This window comes from Pseudomonas sp. YA1 (genome assembly GCF_058680555.1).
The window spans coordinates 1-21,455 of sequence record NZ_JBZWBG010000032.1 but is presented as its reverse complement, the minus strand read 5'-3'; the positions used below and the strand labels follow the sequence as shown (position 1 = coordinate 21,455).

At 71.8% G+C, this 21,455-nt stretch carries 10 protein-coding genes and 1 pseudogene; 9 read left to right on the top strand and 2 right to left on the bottom strand.

The window, feature by feature from the left end; genetic code table 11:
• The first annotated feature begins 121 nt into the window (after nt 1-121).
• The 9 genes from pchE (at nt 122) to AC4OR5_RS30080 (ending at nt 19,619) form a co-directional block, all read left to right on the top strand.
• Nucleotides 122-4,438, top strand: a complete 4,317-nt coding sequence (pchE, locus tag AC4OR5_RS30120; RefSeq protein WP_058160753.1) for a pyochelin non-ribosomal peptide synthetase PchE — start codon at nt 122-124, stop codon at nt 4,436-4,438.
• Nucleotides 4,435-9,864, top strand: a complete 5,430-nt coding sequence (pchF, locus tag AC4OR5_RS30115) for a pyochelin non-ribosomal peptide synthetase PchF (RefSeq protein ID WP_122379243.1) — start codon at nt 4,435-4,437, stop codon at nt 9,862-9,864. The genes pchE and pchF overlap by 4 nt, the downstream gene beginning before the upstream one ends.
• The gene (pchG, locus tag AC4OR5_RS30110) at nt 9,861-10,910 is read left to right on the top strand and encodes a pyochelin biosynthesis thiazoline reductase PchG (protein WP_003137472.1); all 1,050 of its coding nucleotides are present in this window, start codon (nt 9,861-9,863) and stop codon (nt 10,908-10,910) included. Before pchF ends, pchG begins: the two co-directional genes overlap by 4 nt.
• Nucleotides 10,907-12,619: an ABC transporter ATP-binding protein PchH gene (gene pchH / locus AC4OR5_RS30105; protein ID WP_058160755.1), complete on the top strand. Its 1,713-nt coding sequence runs from the start codon at nt 10,907-10,909 to the stop codon at nt 12,617-12,619. Before pchG ends, pchH begins: the two co-directional genes overlap by 4 nt.
• A complete protein-coding gene (gene pchI, locus AC4OR5_RS30100; protein ID WP_058160757.1) occupies nt 12,616-14,340 on the top strand; it encodes an ABC transporter ATP-binding protein PchI in 1,725 nt (574 codons plus the stop codon). Before pchH ends, pchI begins: the two co-directional genes overlap by 4 nt.
• Nucleotides 14,341-14,431: 91 nt before the next feature.
• Entirely contained in the window at nt 14,432-16,594 is a 2,163-nt protein-coding gene (gene fptA, locus AC4OR5_RS30095; RefSeq protein WP_003111969.1) for a Fe(3+)-pyochelin receptor FptA, read from the top strand.
• Nucleotides 16,594-16,875 (top strand): hypothetical protein, encoded by a 282-nt coding sequence (locus AC4OR5_RS30090; protein WP_003111968.1) that lies wholly within the window; start codon nt 16,594-16,596, stop codon nt 16,873-16,875. Before fptA ends, AC4OR5_RS30090 begins: the two co-directional genes overlap by 1 nt.
• A gap of 1 nt (nt 16,876) precedes the next feature.
• Nucleotides 16,877-18,382 (top strand): PepSY-associated TM helix domain-containing protein, encoded by a 1,506-nt coding sequence (locus AC4OR5_RS30085; RefSeq protein ID WP_015502305.1) that lies wholly within the window; start codon nt 16,877-16,879, stop codon nt 18,380-18,382.
• A complete protein-coding gene (locus AC4OR5_RS30080) occupies nt 18,375-19,619 on the top strand; it encodes an MFS transporter (protein WP_058160758.1) in 1,245 nt (414 codons plus the stop codon). Before AC4OR5_RS30085 ends, AC4OR5_RS30080 begins: the two co-directional genes overlap by 8 nt.
• Nucleotides 19,620-19,723: 104 nt before the next feature.
• Here the strand turns inward: AC4OR5_RS30080 and phzM are convergent, their stop codons facing one another.
• The gene (phzM, locus tag AC4OR5_RS30075) at nt 19,724-20,932 is read right to left on the bottom strand and encodes a pyocyanin biosynthetic protein PhzM (protein WP_003093633.1); all 1,209 of its coding nucleotides are present in this window, start codon (nt 20,930-20,932) and stop codon (nt 19,724-19,726) included.
• Nucleotides 20,933-21,185: 253 nt separating this feature from the next.
• Nucleotides 21,186-21,455 (bottom strand): annotated as a pseudogene (gene phzG, locus AC4OR5_RS30070) (phenazine biosynthesis FMN-dependent oxidase PhzG); the annotation flags it as partial.

Here is a 21,455-nt window from a genome sequence, read left to right as displayed (position 1 = left end):
ACAGTCCGGCTGTCTAAAGCATTGCCGGCCAGGCCTCCCAGGCAAGTGAGATAAGGTCGCATTTGATAATCGTTGCCAGGAACTGGCAACCGACTTCAGATGCTTGCCCTAGGGAGCCCCCATGGATCTGCCCCCCGATTCCCGTACCGCCCTGCGCGACTGGCTGACCGAGCAGCTCGCCGACCTGCTCGGCGAACCGCTTGCCGACGTGCGCGCCCTGGCGGACGACGACGACCTGCTGGGCTGCGGCCTCGACTCGATCCGCCTGATGTACCTGCAGGAACGCCTGCGCGCGCGTGGCTCGACGCTGGACTTCGCCCAGTTGGCGCAGCGCCCCTGCCTGGGGGCCTGGCTCGACCTGCTGGCCTGCGCGGACCGGCTGTCCGCCCCGGCAACGGTCGCGCTGCCGACGGCGCAGGATCGCGACCAGCCGTTCGAGCTGTCTTCCGTGCAGCAGGCCTACTGGCTGGGACGTGGCGCCGGCGAGGTGCTGGGCAACGTCAGCTGCCATGCCTTCCTGGAATTCCGCACGCGGGATGTCGACCCGCAGCGCCTGGCCGTGGCGGCGGAGTGCGTGCGTCAACGCCACCCGATGCTGCGGGCGCGCTTCTTCGACGGTCGCCAGCAGATCCTTCCGACGCCGCCGCTGCCCTGCTTCGACCTGCAGGACTGGCGCACCTTGCAGGTGGACGAGGCCGAGCGCGACTGGCAGGCGCTGCGCGACTGGCGCGCCCATGAATGCCTGGCGGTGGAGCGTGGCCAGGTGTTCCTGCTCGGGCTGGTGCGCATGCCGGGCGGCGAGGATCGCCTCTGGCTGAGTCTCGACCTGCTTGCCGCCGATGTCGAAAGCCTGCGCCTGCTGCTGGCCGAACTGGGCGTTGCCTACCTGGCGCCGGAGCGCCTGGCGGAGCCGCCGGCGCTGCATTTCGCCGACTACCTGGCGCGCCGTGCGGCGCAACGCGCCGAGGCCGCGGCGCGGGCCCGCGACTACTGGCTGGAACGCCTGCCACGCTTGCCGGACGCGCCGGCCCTGCCGTTGGCCTGCGCGCCGGAAAGCATCCGCCAGCCGCGCACCCGGCGCCTGGCATTCCAGCTTTCCGCCGGCGAGAGCCGGCGCCTGGAGCGTCTTGCCGCGCAGCATGGCGTGACCTTGTCCAGTGTGTTCGGCTGCGCCTTCGCGCTGGTCCTGGCGCGCTGGAGCGAAAGCGCGGAATTTCTCCTCAACGTGCCGTTGTTCGATCGGCATGCCGACGACCCGCGTATCGGCGAGGTGATCGCCGACTTCACCACCCTCTTGCTGCTGGAGTGCCGGATGCAGGCCGGGGTGTCCTTCGCCGAGGCGGTGAAGAGCTTCCAGCGCAACCTCCACGGAGCCATCGACCACGCCGCATTCCCCGCCCTGGAGGTGCTCCGCGAGGCGCGCCGGCGGGGCCAGCCGCGCTCGGCGCCGGTGGTGTTCGCCAGCAACCTGGGCGAGGAGGGCTTCGTCCCGGCGGCCTTCCGCGACGCTTTCGGCGATCTCCACGACATGCTCTCGCAGACCCCGCAGGTCTGGCTCGACCACCAGCTCTACCGGGTGGGCGACGGTATCCTGCTGGCCTGGGACAGCGTCGTCGGCCTGTTCCCCGAAGGTCTGCCGGAAACCATGTTCGAAGCCTACGTGGGGCTGCTCCAGCGTCTCTGCGACAGCGCCTGGGAGCAGCCCGCCGATCTGCCGTTGCCCTGGGCGCAGCAGGCGCGCCGGGCCCTGCTCAACGGCCAGCCGGCATGCGCCACGGCGCGCACCCTGCATCGCGACTTCTTCCTTCGCGCCGCCGAGGCGCCGGATGCTGACGCGCTGCTCTATCGCGACCAACGTGTCACCCGCGGCGAACTGGCCGAGCGTGCGCTGCGCATCGCCGGCGGCCTGCGCGAAGCCGGGGTGCGCCCCGGCGACGCGGTCGAGGTCAGCCTGCCGCGCGGACCGCAGCAGGTCGCGGCGGTATTCGGTGTGCTCGCCGCAGGCGCCTGCTACGTGCCGCTGGACATCGACCAGCCGCCCGCACGGCGGCGCCTGATCGAAGAGGCCGCCGGGGTATGCCAGGCGATCACCGAGGAGGACGATCCGCAGGCCTTGCCGCCGCGCCTGGATGTCCAGCGCCTGCTGCGCGGCCCGGCGCTGGCCGCCCCCGCGCCGCTGGCGCCGCAGGCCAGCGCCTATGTGATCTACACCTCGGGCTCCACCGGGGTGCCCAAGGGCGTCGAGGTCAGCCACGCGGCGGCGATCAATACCATCGACGCGCTGCTCGACCTGCTGCGGGTGGACGCAGCGGACCGCTTGCTGGCGGTCTCCGCGCTGGACTTCGATCTGTCGGTCTTCGACCTGTTCGGCGGCCTCGGCGCCGGTGCCAGCCTGGTCCTGCCGGCCCAGGAACAGGCGCGCGATGCCGCCGCCTGGGCGGAGGCTATCCAGCGGCATGCGGTGAGCCTGTGGAACTCGGCGCCGGCCTTGCTGGAGATGGCCCTCAGCCTGCCGGCGAGCCAGGCCGACTATCGCAGTCTGCGGGCGGTGCTGCTGTCCGGCGACTGGGTGGCCCTGGACCTGCCCGGCCGCCTGCGCCCACGTTGTGCCGAAGGCTGCCGCCTGCATGTGCTGGGTGGCGCTACCGAAGCGGGCATCTGGTCGAACCTGCAGAGCGTCGATACGGTGCCGCCGCACTGGCGTTCGATTCCCTACGGCCGGCCATTGCCGGGACAGGCCTACCGGGTGGTCGACGCCCACGGGCGCGACGTGCCGGACCTGGTGGTCGGCGAGCTGTGGATCGGCGGCGCCAGCCTGGCCCGCGGCTATCGCAACGATCCCGAACTCAGCGCCCGGCGCTTCGTCCACGATGCCCAGGGCCGCTGGTATCGCACCGGCGATCGCGGTCGCTACTGGGGCGACGGTACCCTGGAATTCCTCGGTCGGGTCGACCAGCAGGTGAAAGTGCGCGGCCAGCGCATCGAGTTGGGCGAGGTGGAGGCCGCGCTGTGCGCCCAGGCTGGCGTGGAGAGCGCCTGCGCGGCGGTGCTCGGCGGTGGCGTGGCGAGCCTCGGCGCGGTGCTGGTACCGCGCCTGGCGCCACGGGCCGAAGGCTCCATGGAACTGCCGGCCGCACAGCCCTTCGCCGGCCTGGCAGAGGCCGAGGCGGTACTCACCCGGGAAATCCTCGGCGCGCTGCTGGAGGCGCCGCTGGAGCTAGACGACGGTTTGCGCCGGCGCTGGCTGGACTGGCTGGCGGACTCCGCCGCCAGCGCGCTGCCGCCGCTCGACGAGGCGTTGCGCCGGCTCGGCTGGCAGGCCGCGGGGCTGACCGCGATGGGCAACGCTCTGCGCGGCCTGCTCGCCGGCGAACAGGCGCCGGCCGCGCTGCTCCTCGATCCCTGGCTGGCGCCGCAGGCGGTGGCCGCGCGCCTGCCGGACGGCCGCGAGGCCCTGGCGCGCCTGCTCGAAGCGCTGCCGACGCCGGCTGCCGGCGAACGCCTGCGGGTGGCGGTGCTGGATACCCGCGCCGGGCTCTGGCTCGACCAGGGCATGGCCTCGCTGTTGCGCCCGGGGTTGGAACTGACCCTCTTCGAACGCAGCCGCGTCCTCCTCGACGCCGCCGCCACCCGCTTGCCGGAACGGATCGTGGTGCAGGCGCTGGACGACGGCCTGCTACCTGCCGAGCACCTCGGTCGCTACGACCGGGTGATCAGCTTCGCCGCGCTGCACGCCTACGCGGCCAGCCGCGAAGGCCTGGCGCTGGCGGCGGCGCTGCTGCGCCCGCAGGGCCGCCTGTTGCTGGTGGACCTGCTATGCGAGTCGCCACTGGCGCTGCTCGGTGCGGCCTTGCTCGACGACCGGCCGCTGCGCCTGGCGGAGCTGCCGAGCCTGTTGGCCGATCTCGCCGCTGCGGGATTGGCGCCGCGTTGCCTGTGGCGCAGCGAGCGGATCGCCCTGGTCGAGGCGCTGGCGCCGGGGCTCGGTCTCGACGCCGCCGCGCTCCAGGCCGGTCTGGAGCAACGCCTGCCCCAGGCGATGCGGCCCGAACGCCTGTGGTGCCTGCCAAGCCTGCCGTTGAACGGCAATGGCAAGGTCGATCGTCGCCGCCTGGCCGAGAGCATGACCCGCGCACTCGGCGAGTGTCGTGACGAGCCCTCGGCGGAGGAGCCGCTGGAAGCCCATGAGCAGGCGCTGGCCGAGTGCTGGGAAGCGGTCCTCAAACGCCCGGTGCGTCGTCGCGAGGCGAGCTTCTTCAGCCTCGGCGGCGACAGCCTGCTGGCGACCCGCCTGCTGGCCGGCATACGTGAGCGTTTCGGCGTACGCCTGGGCATGGCCGACTTCTATCGCCAGCCGACCCTGGCCGGGCTTGCCCGCCACTTGCAGGCGCAGACCGTCGAGATCGAGGAAACCCAACTGGAGGAGGGCGTGCTATGAGCCTCGGCGAACTGCTGGAAACCTGCCGCAGCCGGCGCATCGAACTCTGGAGCGAGGCGGGCCGCCTGCGCTATCGCGCCCCCCAGGGCGCCCTCGACGCCGGCCTCGCCGAGCGCCTGCGGGCCGAGCGCGAGGCCCTGCTGGAACACCTGGAAGGCGGCCCTGGCTGGCGCGCCGAACCCGACCTGGCCCACCAGCGCTTCCCGCTGACCCCGGTGCAGGCCGCCTACGTGCTGGGCCGCCAGGCGGCCTTCGACTACGGCGGTAACGCCTGCCAGCTGTACGCCGAGTACGACTGGCCGGCCGACACCGATCCGGCGCGCCTGGAGGCGGCCTGGAACGCCATGGTCGAGCGCCACCCGATGCTGCGCGCGGTGATCGAGGACAACGCCTGGCAGCGCGTCCTGCCCGAGGTGCCCTGGCAGCGGCTGACCGTACATGCCTGCGCGGGGCTCGACGAGGCCGCTTTCCAGGCGCACCTGGAGCGGGTCCGCGAACGCCTCGACCACGCCTGCGCGGCGCTCGACCAGTGGCCGGTCCTGCGCCCCGAGCTGAGTATCGGCCGGGATGCCTGCGTACTGCACTGCTCGGTGGATTTCACCCTGGTCGACTACGCCAGCCTGCAATTGCTGCTTGGCGAATGGCGCCGCCGCTATCTCGATCCGCAATGGACGGCGGAACCGCTGGAGGCGACCTTCCGCGACTATGTCGGCGTCGAGCAGCGCCGACGCCAGTCGCCGGCCTGGCAGCGCGACCGCGACTGGTGGCTGGCGCGCCTCGACGCGCTGCCGGGGCGTCCCGACCTGCCGCTGCGGGCGCAGCCGGACACCCGGTCCACGCGCTTCCGGCACTTCCACGCGCGCCTCGACGAGGCCGCCTGGCAGGCGCTCGGCGCGCGCGCCGGCGAACACGGCCTGAGCGCTGCCGGCGTGGCCCTGGCGGCCTTCGCCGAGACCATCGGTCGCTGGAGCCAGGCACCGGCGTTCTGTCTCAACCTGACGGTACTCAACCGGCCGCCGCTGCATCCGCAGCTGGCGCAGGTGCTCGGTGACTTCACCGCGCTCAGCCTGCTGGCGGTGGACAGCCGCCACGGCGACAGTTTCGTCGAGCGCGCCCGCCGCATCGGCGAGCAGATGTTCGACGACCTCGACCACCCGACCTTCAGCGGCGTCGACCTGCTGCGCGAACTGGCGCGCCGGCGCGGTCGCGGCGCCGACCTGATGCCGGTGGTGTTCACCAGTGGCATCGGCAGCGTGCAGCGCCTGCTCGGCGATGGCGAGGCGCCGCGCGCGCCACGCTACATGATCAGCCAGACCCCGCAGGTCTGGCTGGACTGCCAGGTCACCGACCAGTTCGGCGGCCTGGAGATCGGCTGGGACGTACGCCTCGGGTTGTTCCCCGAGGGGCAGGCGGAAGCCATGTTCGACGACTTCGTCGGGCTGCTCCGGCGCCTGGCGCAGAGCCCGCGCGCCTGGACCGACGGTGATGCCACGGAACCCGTCGAGGCGCCGCCGCAGGCGTTGCCCGGTAGTGCCCGGAGCATCGCCGCCGGTTTCGCCGAGCGTGCCCTGCTGACCCCCGACGCCACGGTGATCCACGATGCCGCCGGCAGCTACAGCTACCGCCAGGTCGCCCAGCACGCCAGCGCCCTGCGCCGTGTCCTGGAAGCGCACGGCGCGGGCCGTGGCCGGCGGGTCGCGGTGATGCTGCCGAAAAGCGCCGCGCAATTGGTCGCGGTGATCGGCATCCTCCAGGCCGGCGCCGCCTATGTGCCGGTGGACATCCGCCAGCCGTTGCTGCGGCGCCAGGCGATCCTCGCCAGCGCCGAAGTGGTCGCGCTGGTCTGCCTGGAAAGCGATGTCCCGGACGCCGGCTGCGCCTGCGTGGCCATCGACCGGCTGGCCGCCGACAGCGACTGGCCGCCGCCGTCCGCGGCGGAGGTGGCGGCGGACGACCTCGCCTACGTGATCTACACCTCCGGCTCCACCGGCACGCCCAAGGGCGTGATGCTCAGCCATGCGGCGGTGAGCAACACGCTGCTCGACATCAACCAGCGCTACGGCGTCGACGCCAACGACCGCGTCCTCGGCCTCGCCGAGCTGAGCTTCGACCTTTCGGTCTACGACTTCTTCGGCGCCACCGCGGCGGGGGCCCAGGTGGTCCTGCCGGACCCGGCGCGTGGCAGCGATCCTTCGCATTGGGCGGAACTGCTGGAACGCCACGCCATCACCCTGTGGAACTCGGTGCCGGCCCAGGGCCAGATGCTCATCGATTACCTGGAGAGCGAGCCGCAACGCCACCTGCCGGGACCGCGCTGCGTGCTCTGGTCCGGTGACTGGATTCCGGTCAGCCTGCCGACCCGCTGGTGGCGGCGCTGGCCGGACAGCGCGCTGTTCAGCCTGGGCGGCGCCACCGAGGCGGCGATCTGGTCGATCGAGCAACCGATCCGCCCGCAGCACACCGAGCTGGCCAGCATCCCTTATGGCCACGCCCTGCGCGGGCAGAGCGTGGAAGTCCTGGATGCCCGCGGGCGGCGCTGCCCGCCGGGCGTGCGCGGCGAGATCCATATCGGCGGGGTGGGCCTGGCGCTCGGCTACGCCGGCGATCCGCAGCGCACCGCCGAACGCTTCGTCCGTCACCCCGATGGCCGTCGCCTGTATCGCACCGGCGACCTCGGCCGCTACCTGGCCGACGGCAGCATCGAGTTCCTCGGCCGCGAGGACGACCAGGTGAAGATTCGCGGCCACCGCATCGAACTGGCCGAGCTGGACGCCGCGCTGTGCGCCCATCCGCAGGTCAACCTGGCGGCCACCGTGGTGCTCGGCGAGACCCACGAGCGCAGCCTGGCCAGCTTCGTCACCCTGCATGCGCCGGTGGAGGCTGGCGAGGATCCGCGTACGGCGCTCGACGCGGTGCGCCAGCGGGCGGCCCAGGCCTTGCGCCGCGACTGGGGCAGCGAGGAGGGCATCGCCGCGGCGGTGGCCGCACTCGACCGTGCCTGCCTCGCCTCGTTGGCCGCCTGGCTGGCCGGCAGCGGTCTGTTCGCCAGTGCGACGCCGCTGGACTTCGCCACCCTGTGCCAGCGCCTGGGTATCGCCGAGGCGCGCCAGCGCCTGCTGCGCCACTGGTTGCGCCAGCTGGAGGAGGGCGGCTACCTGCGCGCCGAGGGCGAGGGCTGGCTGGGCTGCGCCGAGCGTCCCGCGCAGAGTCCGGAGGACGCCTGGACGGCGTTCGCCGGCTGCGCGCCGGCGGCGCTCTGGCCGGCCGAGCTGGTCGCCTACCTGCGTGACAGCGCGCAATCCCTCGGCGAGCAACTGGCCGGGCGGATCAGCCCGGCGGCGCTGATGTTCCCGCAGGGCTCGGCGCGCATCGCCGAGGCCATGTACAGCCAGGGCCTGCATGCCCAGGCGCTGCACGAGGCCATGGCCGAGGCCATCGCTGCCATCGTCGAGCGCCAGCCTCAACGGCGCTGGCGCCTGCTGGAGCTTGGCGCCGGCACCGCCGCCGCCAGCCGCGCGGTGATCGCCCGGTTGGCGCCGCTGGTGCAGCGAGGGGCAGAGGTGGACTACCTGTTCACCGACGTTTCCAGCTACTTCCTCGCCGCCGCCCGCGAACGCTTCGCCGACCAGCCGTGGGTACGCTTCGGCCGCTTCGACATGAACGGCGATCTTCTCGACCAGGGCGTGGCGCCGCACTCGGTGGATATCCTGCTCAGCTCCGGGGCCTTGAACAACGCGCTGGACACCCCGGCGCTGCTGGCCGGCCTGCGCGAGCTGCTGAGCGCCGACGCCTGGCTGGTGATCCAGGAACTGACGCGCGAGCACAACGAGATCAGCGTCAGCCAGAGCCTGATGATGGAAAACCCGCGCGACCTCCGCGACGAGCGCCGCCAACTGTTCGTCCACACCGGGCAATGGCTGGAGTGGCTGGCGGCACAGGGCGGCGACCTGGCTTGCGGGGTGGTGCCGCCGGGCAGCGCTCTCGACCTGCTTGGCTACGATGTCCTGCTGGCCCGCTGCAAGACCGACCGCGCCCGCCTGGAGCCGGCCGAGCTGCTGGCCTTCGTCGAAGCGCGGGTGCCGCGCTACATGCTCCCGGCGCAGTTGCGCGTGCTCGAACGCCTGCCGGTCACCGGCAACGGCAAGATCGACCGCAAGGCCCTGACCGGCTTTGCCCGCCAGCCCCAGGCGGACCTTCGGCATGGCGTCGCGCAGGCACCGGCCGACGAACTGGAGAATGCGCTGCTGGCACTCTGGCGGGAGGTGCTGGACAACCCGTCGCTGGGCGTCGAGCAAGACTTCTTCGGGGCTGGCGGCGACTCGCTGTTGATCGCTCAGTTGATCGCCCGTTTGCGCGAACGACTGGAAAGCGCCCGTCGGCATCCGTTCGATCGCCTGCTACGCTGGGCGCTCAGCCAGCCGACGCCGCGCGGCCTGGCCGAACGCCTGCGCAGCGCGCCGGAAGAGGGCCGTGGGCCAGCCCTGGCCACGGCGCGCGGCGTCGCCCCGGCGCAGGCCGGCGTGTCGCGCGCACCGCTCGCCGAGGGCGCGGTGGCGCTCGACCCGCTGGTGCGCCTGGTGCCCGGCGAGGGCGTGCCGCGGGTGCTGGTCCACGAAGGCCTCGGCACGCTGCTGCCGTACCGCCCGCTGCTTCGCGCCCTGGGTGAGGGGCGGCCGTTGCTGGGGCTGGCCGTGCATGACAGCGACGCCTACCTGGCGATCCCCGCCGAGCATCTCAACGCCTGCCTCGGCCGCCGCTACGCCGAGGCGCTCCATGGCGCCGGGCTGCGTGAAGTCGACCTGCTCGGCTACTGCTCCGGCGGGCTGGTCGCCCTGGAGACCGCCAAGTCCCTGGTCCAGCGCGGGGTGCGCGTGCGCCAGCTGGATATCGTCTCCAGCTACCGGATTCCCTACCGGGTGGACGACGAGCGCCTGCTGTTGTTCAGCTTCGCCGCGACCCTCGGCCTGGATACCGCGGCGCTCGGCTTCCCCGCGCCGGAATGTCTCGGCCAGGTGGTGCAGGCGGCGCTGGCGCGGACGCCACAAGGACTCGCCGCCGAGGCGCTGGCGGAGCTACCGGGCCTGGCCGATCTCGTCGCCCTGCGCGGCCGCGTGCTACAGGCGGCCAGCGGTAGCGCCGACGCCGCCAGCGTCGAACGTGACACCCTCTATCGGCTGTTCTGTCACTCGGTGCGTGCCAGCCAGGCCGAGGCGCCGGAGCCCTACGTCGGCGCGCTGCGGCTGTTCGTGCCGGACGCCGGCAACCCATTGGTGCCGCGCTACGCCGAGGCCCTGGAGACCCAATGGCGGGCCGCCGCGCTCGGCGCGTGCGGCATCTACGAGGTGCCCGGCGGGCACTTCGACTGCCTGGGCGAAGCCCTGGCGCAATCCCTGTCGAAACCCATGCCAGAGGAGGCGAGCCAATGAGCGACGTCCGTTCCGTGGTGGTCGCCGGTTCCCGGTTCGGCCAGTTCTATGCCGCCGGCGTCGCCGCCGATCCGCGCTTCGTCCTGCGCGGCATCCTTGGCCAGGGCAGCCGGCGTTCGCGGGCGTTGGCCGAGCGCCTCGGGGTGGAGACCTGGTGCGAGGTCGAGGCGTTGCCGGACGATGTCCGCCTGGCCTGCGTCGCGGTCGGCGGCGCGGCACGCGGCGAGCAGGGCCCGGCGCTGGCCGAGGCGCTGATGGCGCGTGGCATCGACGTGCTGATCGAGCATCCGTTGCTGCCGCGCGAATGGCAGGACCTGCTGCGCAGCGCCGAGCGCCTGGGCCGGCGCTGCCTGCTCAACACCTTCTATCCGCAGTTGCCGGCGGTGGCGCGTTTCATCGAGCTGGGCCGCCAGTTGCATCGCCGGCGCGGCATCCGCCACCTGGACGCGGCCTGCGGGGTGCAGGTCGGTTTCGCCACCCTGGACATCCTCGCCGCGTTGCTGGAGGGCGTCGGCCCCTGGTCGCTGGAGTCGCCCTCGAACGACCTGTCGGCGATGCGCGGGCTGTCTCTGGTGTTGGCGGAAGTGCCGTTGAGCCTGCACGTGCTCAACGAACTGGCGGCCGCCGACGATGGGCGCATGACCTTGTTGCAGCGCGTCAGCCTGACCACCGATCGCGGCACGCTGAGCCTGCTCAGCCCCCATGGCCCGTTGTTGTGGACGCCTGCGGTGGCGGTACCGGCAGAGGATGACGACGGCCTGTTCGCGCTGTTCGACGAGATAGCCGGCGAACCGCTGCCCAGCGCCCAGCTCTGGTATGCCGAACCGTGCAGCTGGGCCCAGGTGCACCAGCGCCTGTGGCCGGCGGCGGCGGCCGAGGCGCTGGCGCTGCTCGCCGACGGCGACGAGGTGCGTCGGCGCAACCAACGCAGCCTGGAGGTCGCCGCCCTGTGGCAGCGGATCGGCGAGCGCCTTGGCTTCCCCGAGGCGCCGCCGGCGTCGCTGGCGCCGGCGAGCCTGGAACAGGTGCTGGAGCACGCCTCGTGACCCCGGTGCTGTGGCGCCTGCTGCGCGCCTATCGCTGGCGGCTGGCGGCGGCCATGGGGTTGCAGGCCCTGGCCGGGCTCTGCTCGCTGTTGCCCTGGATGCTTCTCGCCTGGCTCGCCGAGCCGCTGGCGCGCGGCCAGGCGCAGCCGGCCCTGCTGGCCCTGGTGCTGCTGGCGGTGCTGGCCTGGCTGGGCTGCCAGGCGCTGGCCGCGCACCTGGCCCACCGGGTCGACGCGGACCTCTGCAACGACCTGCGCCTGCGCCTGCTGGCGCACCTGCAACGGCTGCCGCTGGACTGGTTCGGTCGCCAGGGCCCGGACGGCGTGGCGCGCCTCGTGGAGCAGGACGTGCGGGCCCTGCACCAACTGATCGCGCACGCTCCCAACGATCTCAGCAACCTGTTGGTGGTGCCGCTCGTCGCGTTGCTCTGGCTGGCCTGGCTGCACCCCTGGCTGTTGCTGTTCTGCCTGCTGCCGCTGGTGCTGGCCGCCGCCGGCTTCCTGCTGCTGCGCTCGGCGCGCTACCGCGACCTGGTGCTGCGGCGCAACGCCGCGCTGGAAAGGCTCTCGGCGGACTATGGCGAATTCGCCCACAACCTGCTGCTGGCCCGACAGTACCCCGGCGCCGGCATACAACAGGGCGCCGAGGCGTCGGCGGCGGCCTTCGGCGAAGCGTTCGGCGCCTGGGTGAAGCGGGTCGGCCACCTCGCCGCGCTGGTCTACGTGCAGTTGTCGACGCCCTGGCTGCTGGCCTGGGTCCTGCTCGGCGCGCTGGTCCTGGATGCCCTCGGCGTGCCGCTGGCGCTCGGCCAGGCCTGTGCCTTCCTGCTCCTGCTGCGGGCCCTGGCCGCCCCGGTGCAGGCGCTCGGCCACGGCGGCGACGCGCTGCTGGGCGCGCGCGCCGCCGCCGAGCGCCTGCAGCAGGTATTCGACCAGGCGCCGTTGGCCGAGGGCCGCTCGACCCGCGAGCCGGTCGATGGCGCGGTGGCGCTGCACGGCCTGGGCCATGCCTATGAAGGCGTGGAGGTCCTGGCCGATATCGACCTGGAGCTGGAGGATGGCAGCCTGGTGGCCCTGGTCGGCCCCTCGGGCTCCGGCAAGAGCACCCTGCTGCACCTGCTGGCGCGCTACATGGACGTGCAGCGCGGCGAACTGGAGATTGGCGGCCTGGCACTGAAGGACATGCCCGATGCCGTGCGCCATCGGCATATCGCGCTGGTCGGCCAGCAGGCGGCGGCGCTGGAGATATCCCTGGCCGACAACATCGCCCTGTTCCGCCCCGATGCCGATCTCCAGGAGATTCGCCAGGCGGCCCGTGACGCCTGCCTCGACGAGCGCATCATGGCCCTGCCGCGTGGCTACGACAGCGTGCCGGGACGCGACCTGCAACTGTCCGGCGGCGAACTGCAACGACTGGCCCTGGCCCGTGCGCTGCTATCGCCGGCGCGCCTGTTGCTGCTCGACGAGCCGACCTCGGCGCTGGATCCGCAGACCGCCCGGCAGGTCCTGCGCAACCTGCGCGAACGCGGCGGCGGCCGGACCCGGGTGATCGTCGCCCATCGTCTGGCCGAAGTCAGCGATGCCGACCTGATCCTGGTGCTGGTCGCTGGCCGTCTGGTCGAACGCGGCGAGCACGCGGCGCTGTTGGCGGCGGACGGCGCCTATGCGCGCTTGTGGCGTGAACAGAACGGCGCGGAGGTGGCGGCATGACCCTGTTCGAACGAGTGCGTGCGCTGCCCGAAGACTGCCGTGCCGCGTTGCGCCGGGCGAGCGCCTGGGCGGTCCTGGCGGCGCTGCTGGACGCCGCTTGCGGCGTATTGCTGGTGCCGCTGGTCGAGGCCTGGTTCGCCGAAGGCGCGTTGCCCTGGCGCTGGGTCGCCGCGTTGCTCGGCTTGAGCCTGGCGCAGGCGCTGTTGCAGTACCTGGCCCTGCGTCGCGGTTTCGCCGCCGGCGGCTCGCTGGCGGCTGGACTGGTGCGCAGCCTGGTGGCGCGCTTGCCGCGCCTGGCGCCGCCGGCGCTGCGCCGGGTCGCGCCGGCCGAAGGCCTGCTGCGCGGCCCGGTGATGCAGGCGATGGGCATTCCGGCGCACCTGCTGGGGCCGCTGATCGCCGCATTGGTGACGCCGCTCGGGGTGATCCTCGGGCTGTTCCTGATCGACCCGTCCATCGCCCTCGGCCTGCTCCTTGCCGGTGCCGTCCTTGCTGCGCTGTTGCGCTGGAGCGGGCGGCGCAATCTGGCGGCGGAGGATGCCCGGCTGGCCGCCGAGCGCGACGCTGCACGGCAGTTGCAGGCGTTCGCCGAACGCCAGCCGCTGCTGCGCGCGGCGCAGCGCGAAAGCGTCGCCCGCCAGGGGCTGGAAGAGGCCTTGCGCAGTCTCCACCGCAGCACCCTGGAACTGTTGCGGCGCAGCCTGCCCAGCGGCCTCGGCTTCGCCCTGGCGGTGCAGGCGGCGTTCGCCTTCGCCCTGCTCGGCGGCGCCTGGGCGGTGGAGCGGCAATGGCTGGACGGCGCGCGGCTGGTGGCCGTGCTGGTGCTGCTGGTGCGCTTCATCGAGCCGCTGGCCCAGCTCACCCATCTCGACCAGGCGTTGCGCGGCGCCTGGCAGGCGCTGGACACCCTGCTGCGGGTTTTCGCCCTGGCTCCGTTGCACAGCCCCGAGCCGGGCGAGCGGCCGCACGACGCCAGCCTGGCGGCCGAGGCCGTGGAATTGCGCCTGGAAGATGGCCGCGCCTTGCTCGAGGACATTTCCCTGAGGCTGGAGCCGGGTTCGCTGAACGTCCTCGTCGGACCCTCCGGGGCCGGCAAGAGCAGCCTGCTGGCGCTGCTCGGGCGGCTCTACGACGTCGATGCCGGGCGTGTCCTGCTGGGTGGCGTGGATATCCGCCGGTTGAGCGAAACGACCCTCGCCGCCAGTCGCAACCTGGTGTTCCAGGACAACGGCCTGTTCCGCGGCAGCGTTGCCTGGAACCTGCGCATGGCGCGAGCGGACGCCGATCTCGAAGCGCTGCGCGAGGCGGCGCGGGCGGTTGGCCTGCTGGAAGAGATCGAGGCCTGGCCGCAGGGCTGGGACAGCGACGTCGGCCCCGGCGGCGCGCTGCTTTCCGGCGGCCAGCGGCAACGCCTGTGCCTGGCTCGCGGGCTGCTCTCGACGGCGCCGTTGCTGCTGCTCGACGAGCCCACCGCCAGCCTCGATGCCGCCAGCGAGGCGCAGGTGCTGCGCAGCCTGCTCGGGTTGCGCGGCCAGCGCACCCTGCTGGTAGTGACCCACCGCCCGGCGCTGGCGCGTCAGGCCGACCAGGTACTGCTGCTGGAGGAGGGGCGCCTGCGCCTCAGCGGACGTCACGCCGATCTGCTCGTCCGGGACGACTGGTATGCCGGCTTCGTCGGGCTGGCGGGCGAGGAAAGTTCCGCGACGGCCGTGGATCGATAAAGAAAGACCGGCAATCGAAAAAGCCCCGGAGATGATTTCTTCATAATGATAAGCATTATCAAATCGTATATCCCCCGAGGCTGTTCGAACGATGAAAACGGAGACGAAGGTGATCAAGGGACGCCAGGGCATCGCCCGCAATCGGCACACCCCGTTGTGCCTGGGCCTGCTGCTGGCGCTGAGTCCGCTGGCCGCGGCCGTGGCCGACGCGCGCAAGGACGGCGAGACGGAACTGCCGGACATGGTGATCAGCGGAGAAAGCACGTCTGCCACCCAGCCGCCGGGGGTGACTACCCTGGGCAAGGTGCCGCTCAAGCCGCGCGAGCTGCCGCAGTCCGCCAGTGTCATCGACCATGAGCGCCTCGAACAGCAGAACCTGTTCAGCCTCGACGAAGCCATGCAGCAGGCCACCGGGGTCACCGTGCAGCCGTTCCAGCTGCTGACCACCGCCTACTACGTGCGCGGCTTCAAGGTCGACTCCTTCGAGCTGGACGGGGTGCCGGCACTGCTCGGCAATACCGCCAGTTCGCCGCAGGACATGGCGATCTACGAGCGGGTCGAGATCCTCCGCGGCTCCAACGGACTGCTGCATGGCACCGGCAACCCGGCGGCCACCGTCAACCTGGTGCGCAAGCGGCCGCAGCGCGAGTTCGCCGCCAGCACCACCCTCAGCGCCGGGCGCTGGGACCGCTACCGCGCCGAGGTCGACGTCGGCGGCCCGCTGAGTGCCAGCGGCAACGTGCGCGGCCGAGCGGTGGCCGCCTACGAGGACCGCGACTACTTCTACGACGTGGCCGACCAGGGCACCCGCCTGCTCTACGGGGTGACCGAGTTCGACCTGAGCCCCGACACCCTGCTCACCGTCGGTGCGCAATACCAGCACATCGACTCGATCACCAACATGGCCGGGGTACCGATGGCCAAGGATGGGTCCAATCTCGGACTGTCCCGCGACACCTACCTCGATGTCGACTGGGACCGCTTCAAGTGGGACACCTACCGCGCCTTCGGCTCCCTCGAACAGCAACTGGGCGGCGGCTGGAAAGGCAAGGTCAGCGCCGAATACCAGGAAGCCGATTCGCGCCTGCGTTACGCCGGCTCCTTCGGCGCCATCGACCCGCAGACCGGCGACGGTGGCCAGCTGATGGGCGCCGCCTACAAGTTCAAGAGCATCCAGCGCAGCCTCGACGCCAACCTCAATGGGCCGGTGCGACTGTTCGGCCTGACCCACGAACTGCTCGGTGGGGTCACCTACGCCCAGGGCGAGACCCGCCAGGACACCGCACGCTTCCTCAACCTGCCGAACACCCCGGTCAATGTCTACCGCTGGGACCCGCACGGCGTGCCGCGCCCGCAGATCGGCCAGTACACTTCGCCGGGCACCACCACCACCACCCAGAAAGGCCTCTATGCCCTGGGTCGGATCAAGCTCGCCGAGCCGCTGACCCTGGTGGTCGGCGGCCGCGAAAGCTGGTGGGACCAGGACACCCCGGCCACTCGCTTCAAGCCCGGTCGCCAGTTCACGCCCTACGGCGGGCTGATCTGGGACTTCGCCAGGGACTGGTCGTGGTATGTCAGCTACGCCGAGGTCTACCAGCCGCAGGCGGATCGCCAGACCTGGAACAGCGAGCCGTTGAGCCCGGTGGAAGGCAAGACCTACGAAACCGGGATCAAGGGCGAACTGGCCGACGGCCGCCTGAACCTGTCGCTGGCGGCGTTCCGCATCGACCTGGAGAACAATCCGCAGGAAGACCCGGACCATCCGGGGCCGCCCAACAATCCGTTCTACATCAGCGGCGGCAAGGTGCGCAGCCAGGGCTTCGAGCTGGAAGGCACCGGCTACCTGACGCCCTACTGGAGTCTCTCGGCCGGCTACACCTACACCAGCACCGAGTACCTCAAGGACAGCCAGAACGACTCGGGGACGCGCTACTCCACCTTCACCCCGAGGCACCTGCTGCGCCTGTGGAGCAACTACGACCTGCCCTGGCAGGATCGGCGCTGGAGCGTCGGCGGCGGACTCCAGGCGCAGAGCGACTACAGCGTCGACTACCGTGGCGTGAGCATGCGCCAGGGCGGCTACGCACTGGTCAACATGCGCCTGGGCTACAAGATCGACGAGCACTGGACGGCGGCGGTCAACGTCAACAACCTGTTCGACCGGACCTACTACCAGAGCCTGTCCAACCCCAACTGGAACAACCGCTACGGCGAACCGCGCAGCTTCAACGTCAGCCTGCGGGGCGCGTTCTGATGCCGCGCCGGCCGGGCTTCGGCTGGGCCTGGCGGGTTCCGCTGGCACTCGCCGGCAGCCTGGCGGCGGCGACCGCCAGCGGCTATCTGTTGACTCGCGGGCTGCCCCTGGACGACCCGCTCGAGCGTCTCTACGCCGGGCTCTTCGGCGCGCTCGGGGTGGGCTTGTTGCTGCTTGTCGGCGGGTTGCTGGCGCGTGATCCGGGCAACTTCGCCTGGCGCCTGGGCGGTAGCCTGCTGGCACTGGGCCTGGCGTTGTGGCTGCTGGCGGGGCGCGGTTGAAGTGGCGGCGCGTCCTCTCCTGCTCTCGCTGCACGGTGGCGCCGGCGCGCTGTTCGGCGTGCTGCTGTTCGTGGTGCTGTTCAGTGGCGCCTGGAGTCTTGGCCACGACGACCTGCGCGAGTGGCTGCGGGCCCCGGCGCAGGCGGGAGGAGAAGCCCTTGCGCTGGAGCGCCTGCTCGAACGGGCGGGCGAGGAAGGCGTCGACATCGGCGATGCGACCCTGCTGCTGCCCGCTCCCGGCCATGCCGCCTTCAGCGTCTGCGATGCGCGCCTGGACTGCCGGCTGGACCTCGACCCGGCCAGCGGCCGGGTGCTGCCACCGACGCCGGCGCTGGACCTCCTGCTGAACCTGCACAAGAGCCTGTTCGTCGGCTTCCCCGGGCGGGTGCTGGTCAGCCTGTTCGGCGTATCGCTGTTGCTGCTGTGCCTGGCCGGCGTGCTGCTGCACAGCCGCCGCTGGCGCGACCTGCGGCGTTGGCGGCGGGATCGCGGGCTGCGCCTGGCGCTGTTCGACCTGCATGGCCTGATCGGCATCTGGGGACTGCCCTGGCTGCTGTTGTTCGGTTTCACCGGCGCGCTCAGCGGGCTGGGCGCTCTCGGGACCCTGCTGCTGGCGCCGGTGGCCTACCCGCAGGAACCGAACCGGGTGTTCGTCGAGTTGATGGGACCGCCGCCGCCCGCCGCCGAGGGGCGGCCATTGGCGTCCCGCATCGATCTCGACCGCCTGCTTGCCGGCGATGCCGTGCGGGCGCCCGGCTTCGTCGCCCAGCGTTTGAGCCTCAGCCATGCCGGGGATGTCGCCGGCAGCGTGGAGATCGCCGGTATCCAGCGTGGCCTGCCGAGTACCGCGAACTTCGAGCGGCACCGCTATCGGCTGGCCGACGGCGCCCTGCTCGGCGAGCGCAGCTCGGCGCAGCGCGGGTTCTGGCTGCGTGCCTTCATCGCCGTGCAGCCGTTGCATTTCGCCCAGTACCAGTGGCTCGGGCCGGGCTGGTCCGCCGCGTTGCGCGGCCTGCACCTGGCGATGGGCCTCGGCGCCTGCCTGCTCTGCGCCAGCGGCCTGTACCTGTGGCTGCAACGACGCGCCTCGGCGCCGGACGCCCGCGTACGGCTCTTGCAGCGCCTGAGCCAGGGTTTCTGTGCCGGCCTGGTGGCGGCGGCCGCGTTGCTCCTGCTGGGGCTGCAACTCGCCCCCTCGGAGCTACTCGCCGGACCCTGGCCGGGGCGGCTGTTCCTTGTCCTGTGGGCCGCCGCTGGCCTGGCGGCGTTGCTGCTGCCGGGCGACTGGCCGCTGGCGCGCGGGTTGCTCGGCGTCGCCGGGTTGGCCTGCCTGGCGGCCGCCGTCGCGCACCTGGCGCCCTGGCTCATGCGCGGCCGGCTGCCGGCCCTGGGCTCCGACCTCACCTTGATCCTCTGCGGCGCGCTGCTCATCCGGCACGCCTGGATGCAGGCGCGCGCCGCCGCGCCACCCGCCCACCCCCGTGTCACCGGAGACCACCATGCTTGAGCTGTATCGCCACCGCCGCCTGGTCATCACCCTGGCGTTGCTCTACCTGTCCCAGGGCATTCCCATCGGCCTGGCCATGGACGCCCTGCCCACCCTACTGCGCCAGGATGGCGCGCCATTGCAGGCGCTGGCGTTCCTGCCCCTGGTGGGGCTGCCCTGGGTGGTCAAGTTCCTCTGGGCGCCCTGGGTTGACAACCATTGGTCGCGCCGTCTCGGCCGGCGGCGTAGCTGGATCCTGCCGATGCAATGCATCGTCCTCGCCTGCCTGCTCGGCCTGGCGACGCTCGGCCTCGGCGTGGCCAGCGCCGGTTGGGCGGTCGGCCTGCTGGCGCTGGCTTCGCTGGCCAGCGCGACCCAGGACATCGCCACCGACGGCATGGCGGCGGAGCACTTCAGCGGCGAGCTGCTGGCCAAGGTCAACGCGGTACAGATCGCCGGGGTGATGATCGGCTTCTTCGGCGGCGGCGCCGGCAGCCTGATCCTCGCCGGGCATTTCGGCCAGCGCACGGCGTTCCTGGTCATGGCCTGCGTGCCGCTGGCAAGCCTGTGCTGCGTGCTCGCCCTGGGGCGCGGCGACCCCCACGAACTCCCCCCGGCACCGGCCGCCAAGGCCAGCCTGCTGCGCTTCCTGCGTCGGCCGCTGGCGCCTTCGCTGCTGGCGCTGGCACTGCTGTCGGCGATGACCGCGGTATCCGGCTTCGGCCTGTCCAAGCTGTACCTCAGCGATGCCGGCTGGGCCTTGCAGGACATCGGCCGGCTGGGCATGAGCGGTGGCCTGGTCACGGTATTCCTCGGCTGCGGCGGCGGCGCCTGGCTGGTCAGGCGGATCGGCCTGTGGCGCGGTTTCGCCCTTGGCGTGGTGCTCGCCGGTTGTTCGGCGCTGCTCTGGTATCTGCAGGCCGGTCGCTGGTTGGCACTGAGTGAAGGATTGGCGTGGACCTGCGTGCTGATCGGCTCGCTGGCTACCGGCATCACCTCGGTGGCGATCCTCACCGCGGCGATGCGCTTCGCCGGCCAGGGCGGCCAGGCCGGCACCGATGTCACCGCGGTGCAGAGCACCCGAGACCTCGGCGAGATGCTGGCGTCTTCGTTCCTGGTCAGCCTCACCGCGCAGATCGGCTATGCCGGCGGTTTCCTCACCGGCAGCGCCCTGGCGGTGCTGGCCCTGCTGCTCGCCCTGCGCCTGCAGGCCGGCGAGGGGCGCGGGGAGTGGAAGGGGCGGGTGGAAGAGGCCTGAGGCGCTGCCGATAGGCGCGCAGCGCCCGGCACCCGCACGGATGCCGCCTCTCCCGCGGACGGGAGAGGCGGGAGAGGGCAGGCGCGGTGGCCTGCCCGGTGTTGCTAGCGTGGCCGTTCCACCTGGTTGCGGTAGCTGCCGGTGATCGCTTCCAGCGCCGCGCTCTTCTCGGTCTTCGGTCGCGAAGCCGCGGCCCATTCCTCTTTTTCCCGTTCGCGGTTGGCCAGGATGATCTTGTTGGCGGTCGGCCGCCGCGCTTCTTCGTATTCGCGCAGGGCTGCGGCCACGTCGGCGTTGCGCGCCAGCGCGGCGGCCAGCTCGATGCCGTCGAGGATCGCCTGCGAAGCGCCGTTGGCGCCCATCGGATACATCAGGTGGGCGGCGTCGCCGAGCAGCGTGATGCGTCCCCGGCCCCAGTGCGGCAGCGGATCGCGGTCGACCATCGGGTACTGCAGGATCAACTGGTTGCGGGTCAGCAGGTCGCGGATGTCGAACCAGCCCAGGTCCCAGTCGGCGAAGAACGGCAACACGTCTTCCAGGCGTCCGTTGCGGTTCCAGTCGGCCTCGTTGTCGAGCTGGCCGACGGCGGCGCTCGGCACCATGCACACCCAGTTCACCAGCGACTTGCCTTCGGCCGCGTGGCGCGCCGAGATCGGATAGGCGACCAGGCGCGACCAGTGCTCGTCGTTGGCGACGATCATGGTCTTGCCGTCGAGGAAGCGGTCGAACTCGGTGACGCCGCGCCACATGGTGATCCCACCGTGGGACAGCGGCCCCTGGTCGGGATGCAGGTGCGCGCGGACCGCCGAGTGGATGCCGTCGGCGCCGACCAGCACATCGGCACCGAGCGCCAGGGGCTTGCCGTGTCCGTCGCGGGCGCCGATCAGTACGCGGCCGTCGCGCTCTTCGATGCGCTCCACGCCGAGACCGGTGCGTACCGCCTGTTGGCCGAGACGCTCGCGCACCGCGGCGAGCAGGATCATCTGCAGTTCGCCGCGATGGATCGAGTACTGCGGATAGGCGTTGCCGGCTTCCACCCCGCGCGGCTCGGACCATACCGTGGCGCCGCTCTGGTCGATGTAGCGCAGCTCGTGGGTGGGGATGGCGGTGGCCGCCAGCGCCGGGCCGAGGCCCAGTTCGGCAAGGGCCTCGACCGCCGCCGGCTGGATATTGATGCCGACGCCAAGGGGGCGTATCTCGCTGCTGCTTTCCAGCAGCGTGACCTTGCCGATGCCAGCCTGGTGCAGGGCCAGGGCGCAACTGAGGCCGCCGATGCCGGCGCCGGCGATGAGGATATCGATGGGTTCGCTCATGGGTGCTTCCTTTTCTCGAGTGTTCGAATCGATGGGTGTTCGGCTGGGACGGATGACCGTTTACCGCGATGAAACGTCGGCGCAGCGGCGGATAACGCCGGTGGCGTTATTCGCCCTACGGCCCGACTCCGGGGCCGTGTGGGATGAATAACCGCGTGCGGTTACCCACCATGAAACGGGTGGGCTCCGAGGCCGCGTAGGGCGAATAACCGCGTGCGGTTATCCGCCATGAAACGCCGGCGCAGCGGTGTCGTCACGGTTGCAGGTAGCGGTGCTTCCAGCCTCCTTCGTCGCGGTCGTAGCGCAGGCGCTCGTGCAGCCGCTCGGTGCCGTTGCCCCAGAACTCCACCGACTCCAGGCACAGTTCGAACAGGCAGTAGCCCGGCGGGCGCGGCAGCGGGCCATCGGTTTCCGCCAGGCGCCGGGCTTCGGCGCGCAGGGCGTGGATGTCGGCGAGGGTTTCGCTCTGCCGCGAGGCGATCGACATCGGGTGGGTCTGGTACGGGCGGCTCAGCCACTGGGC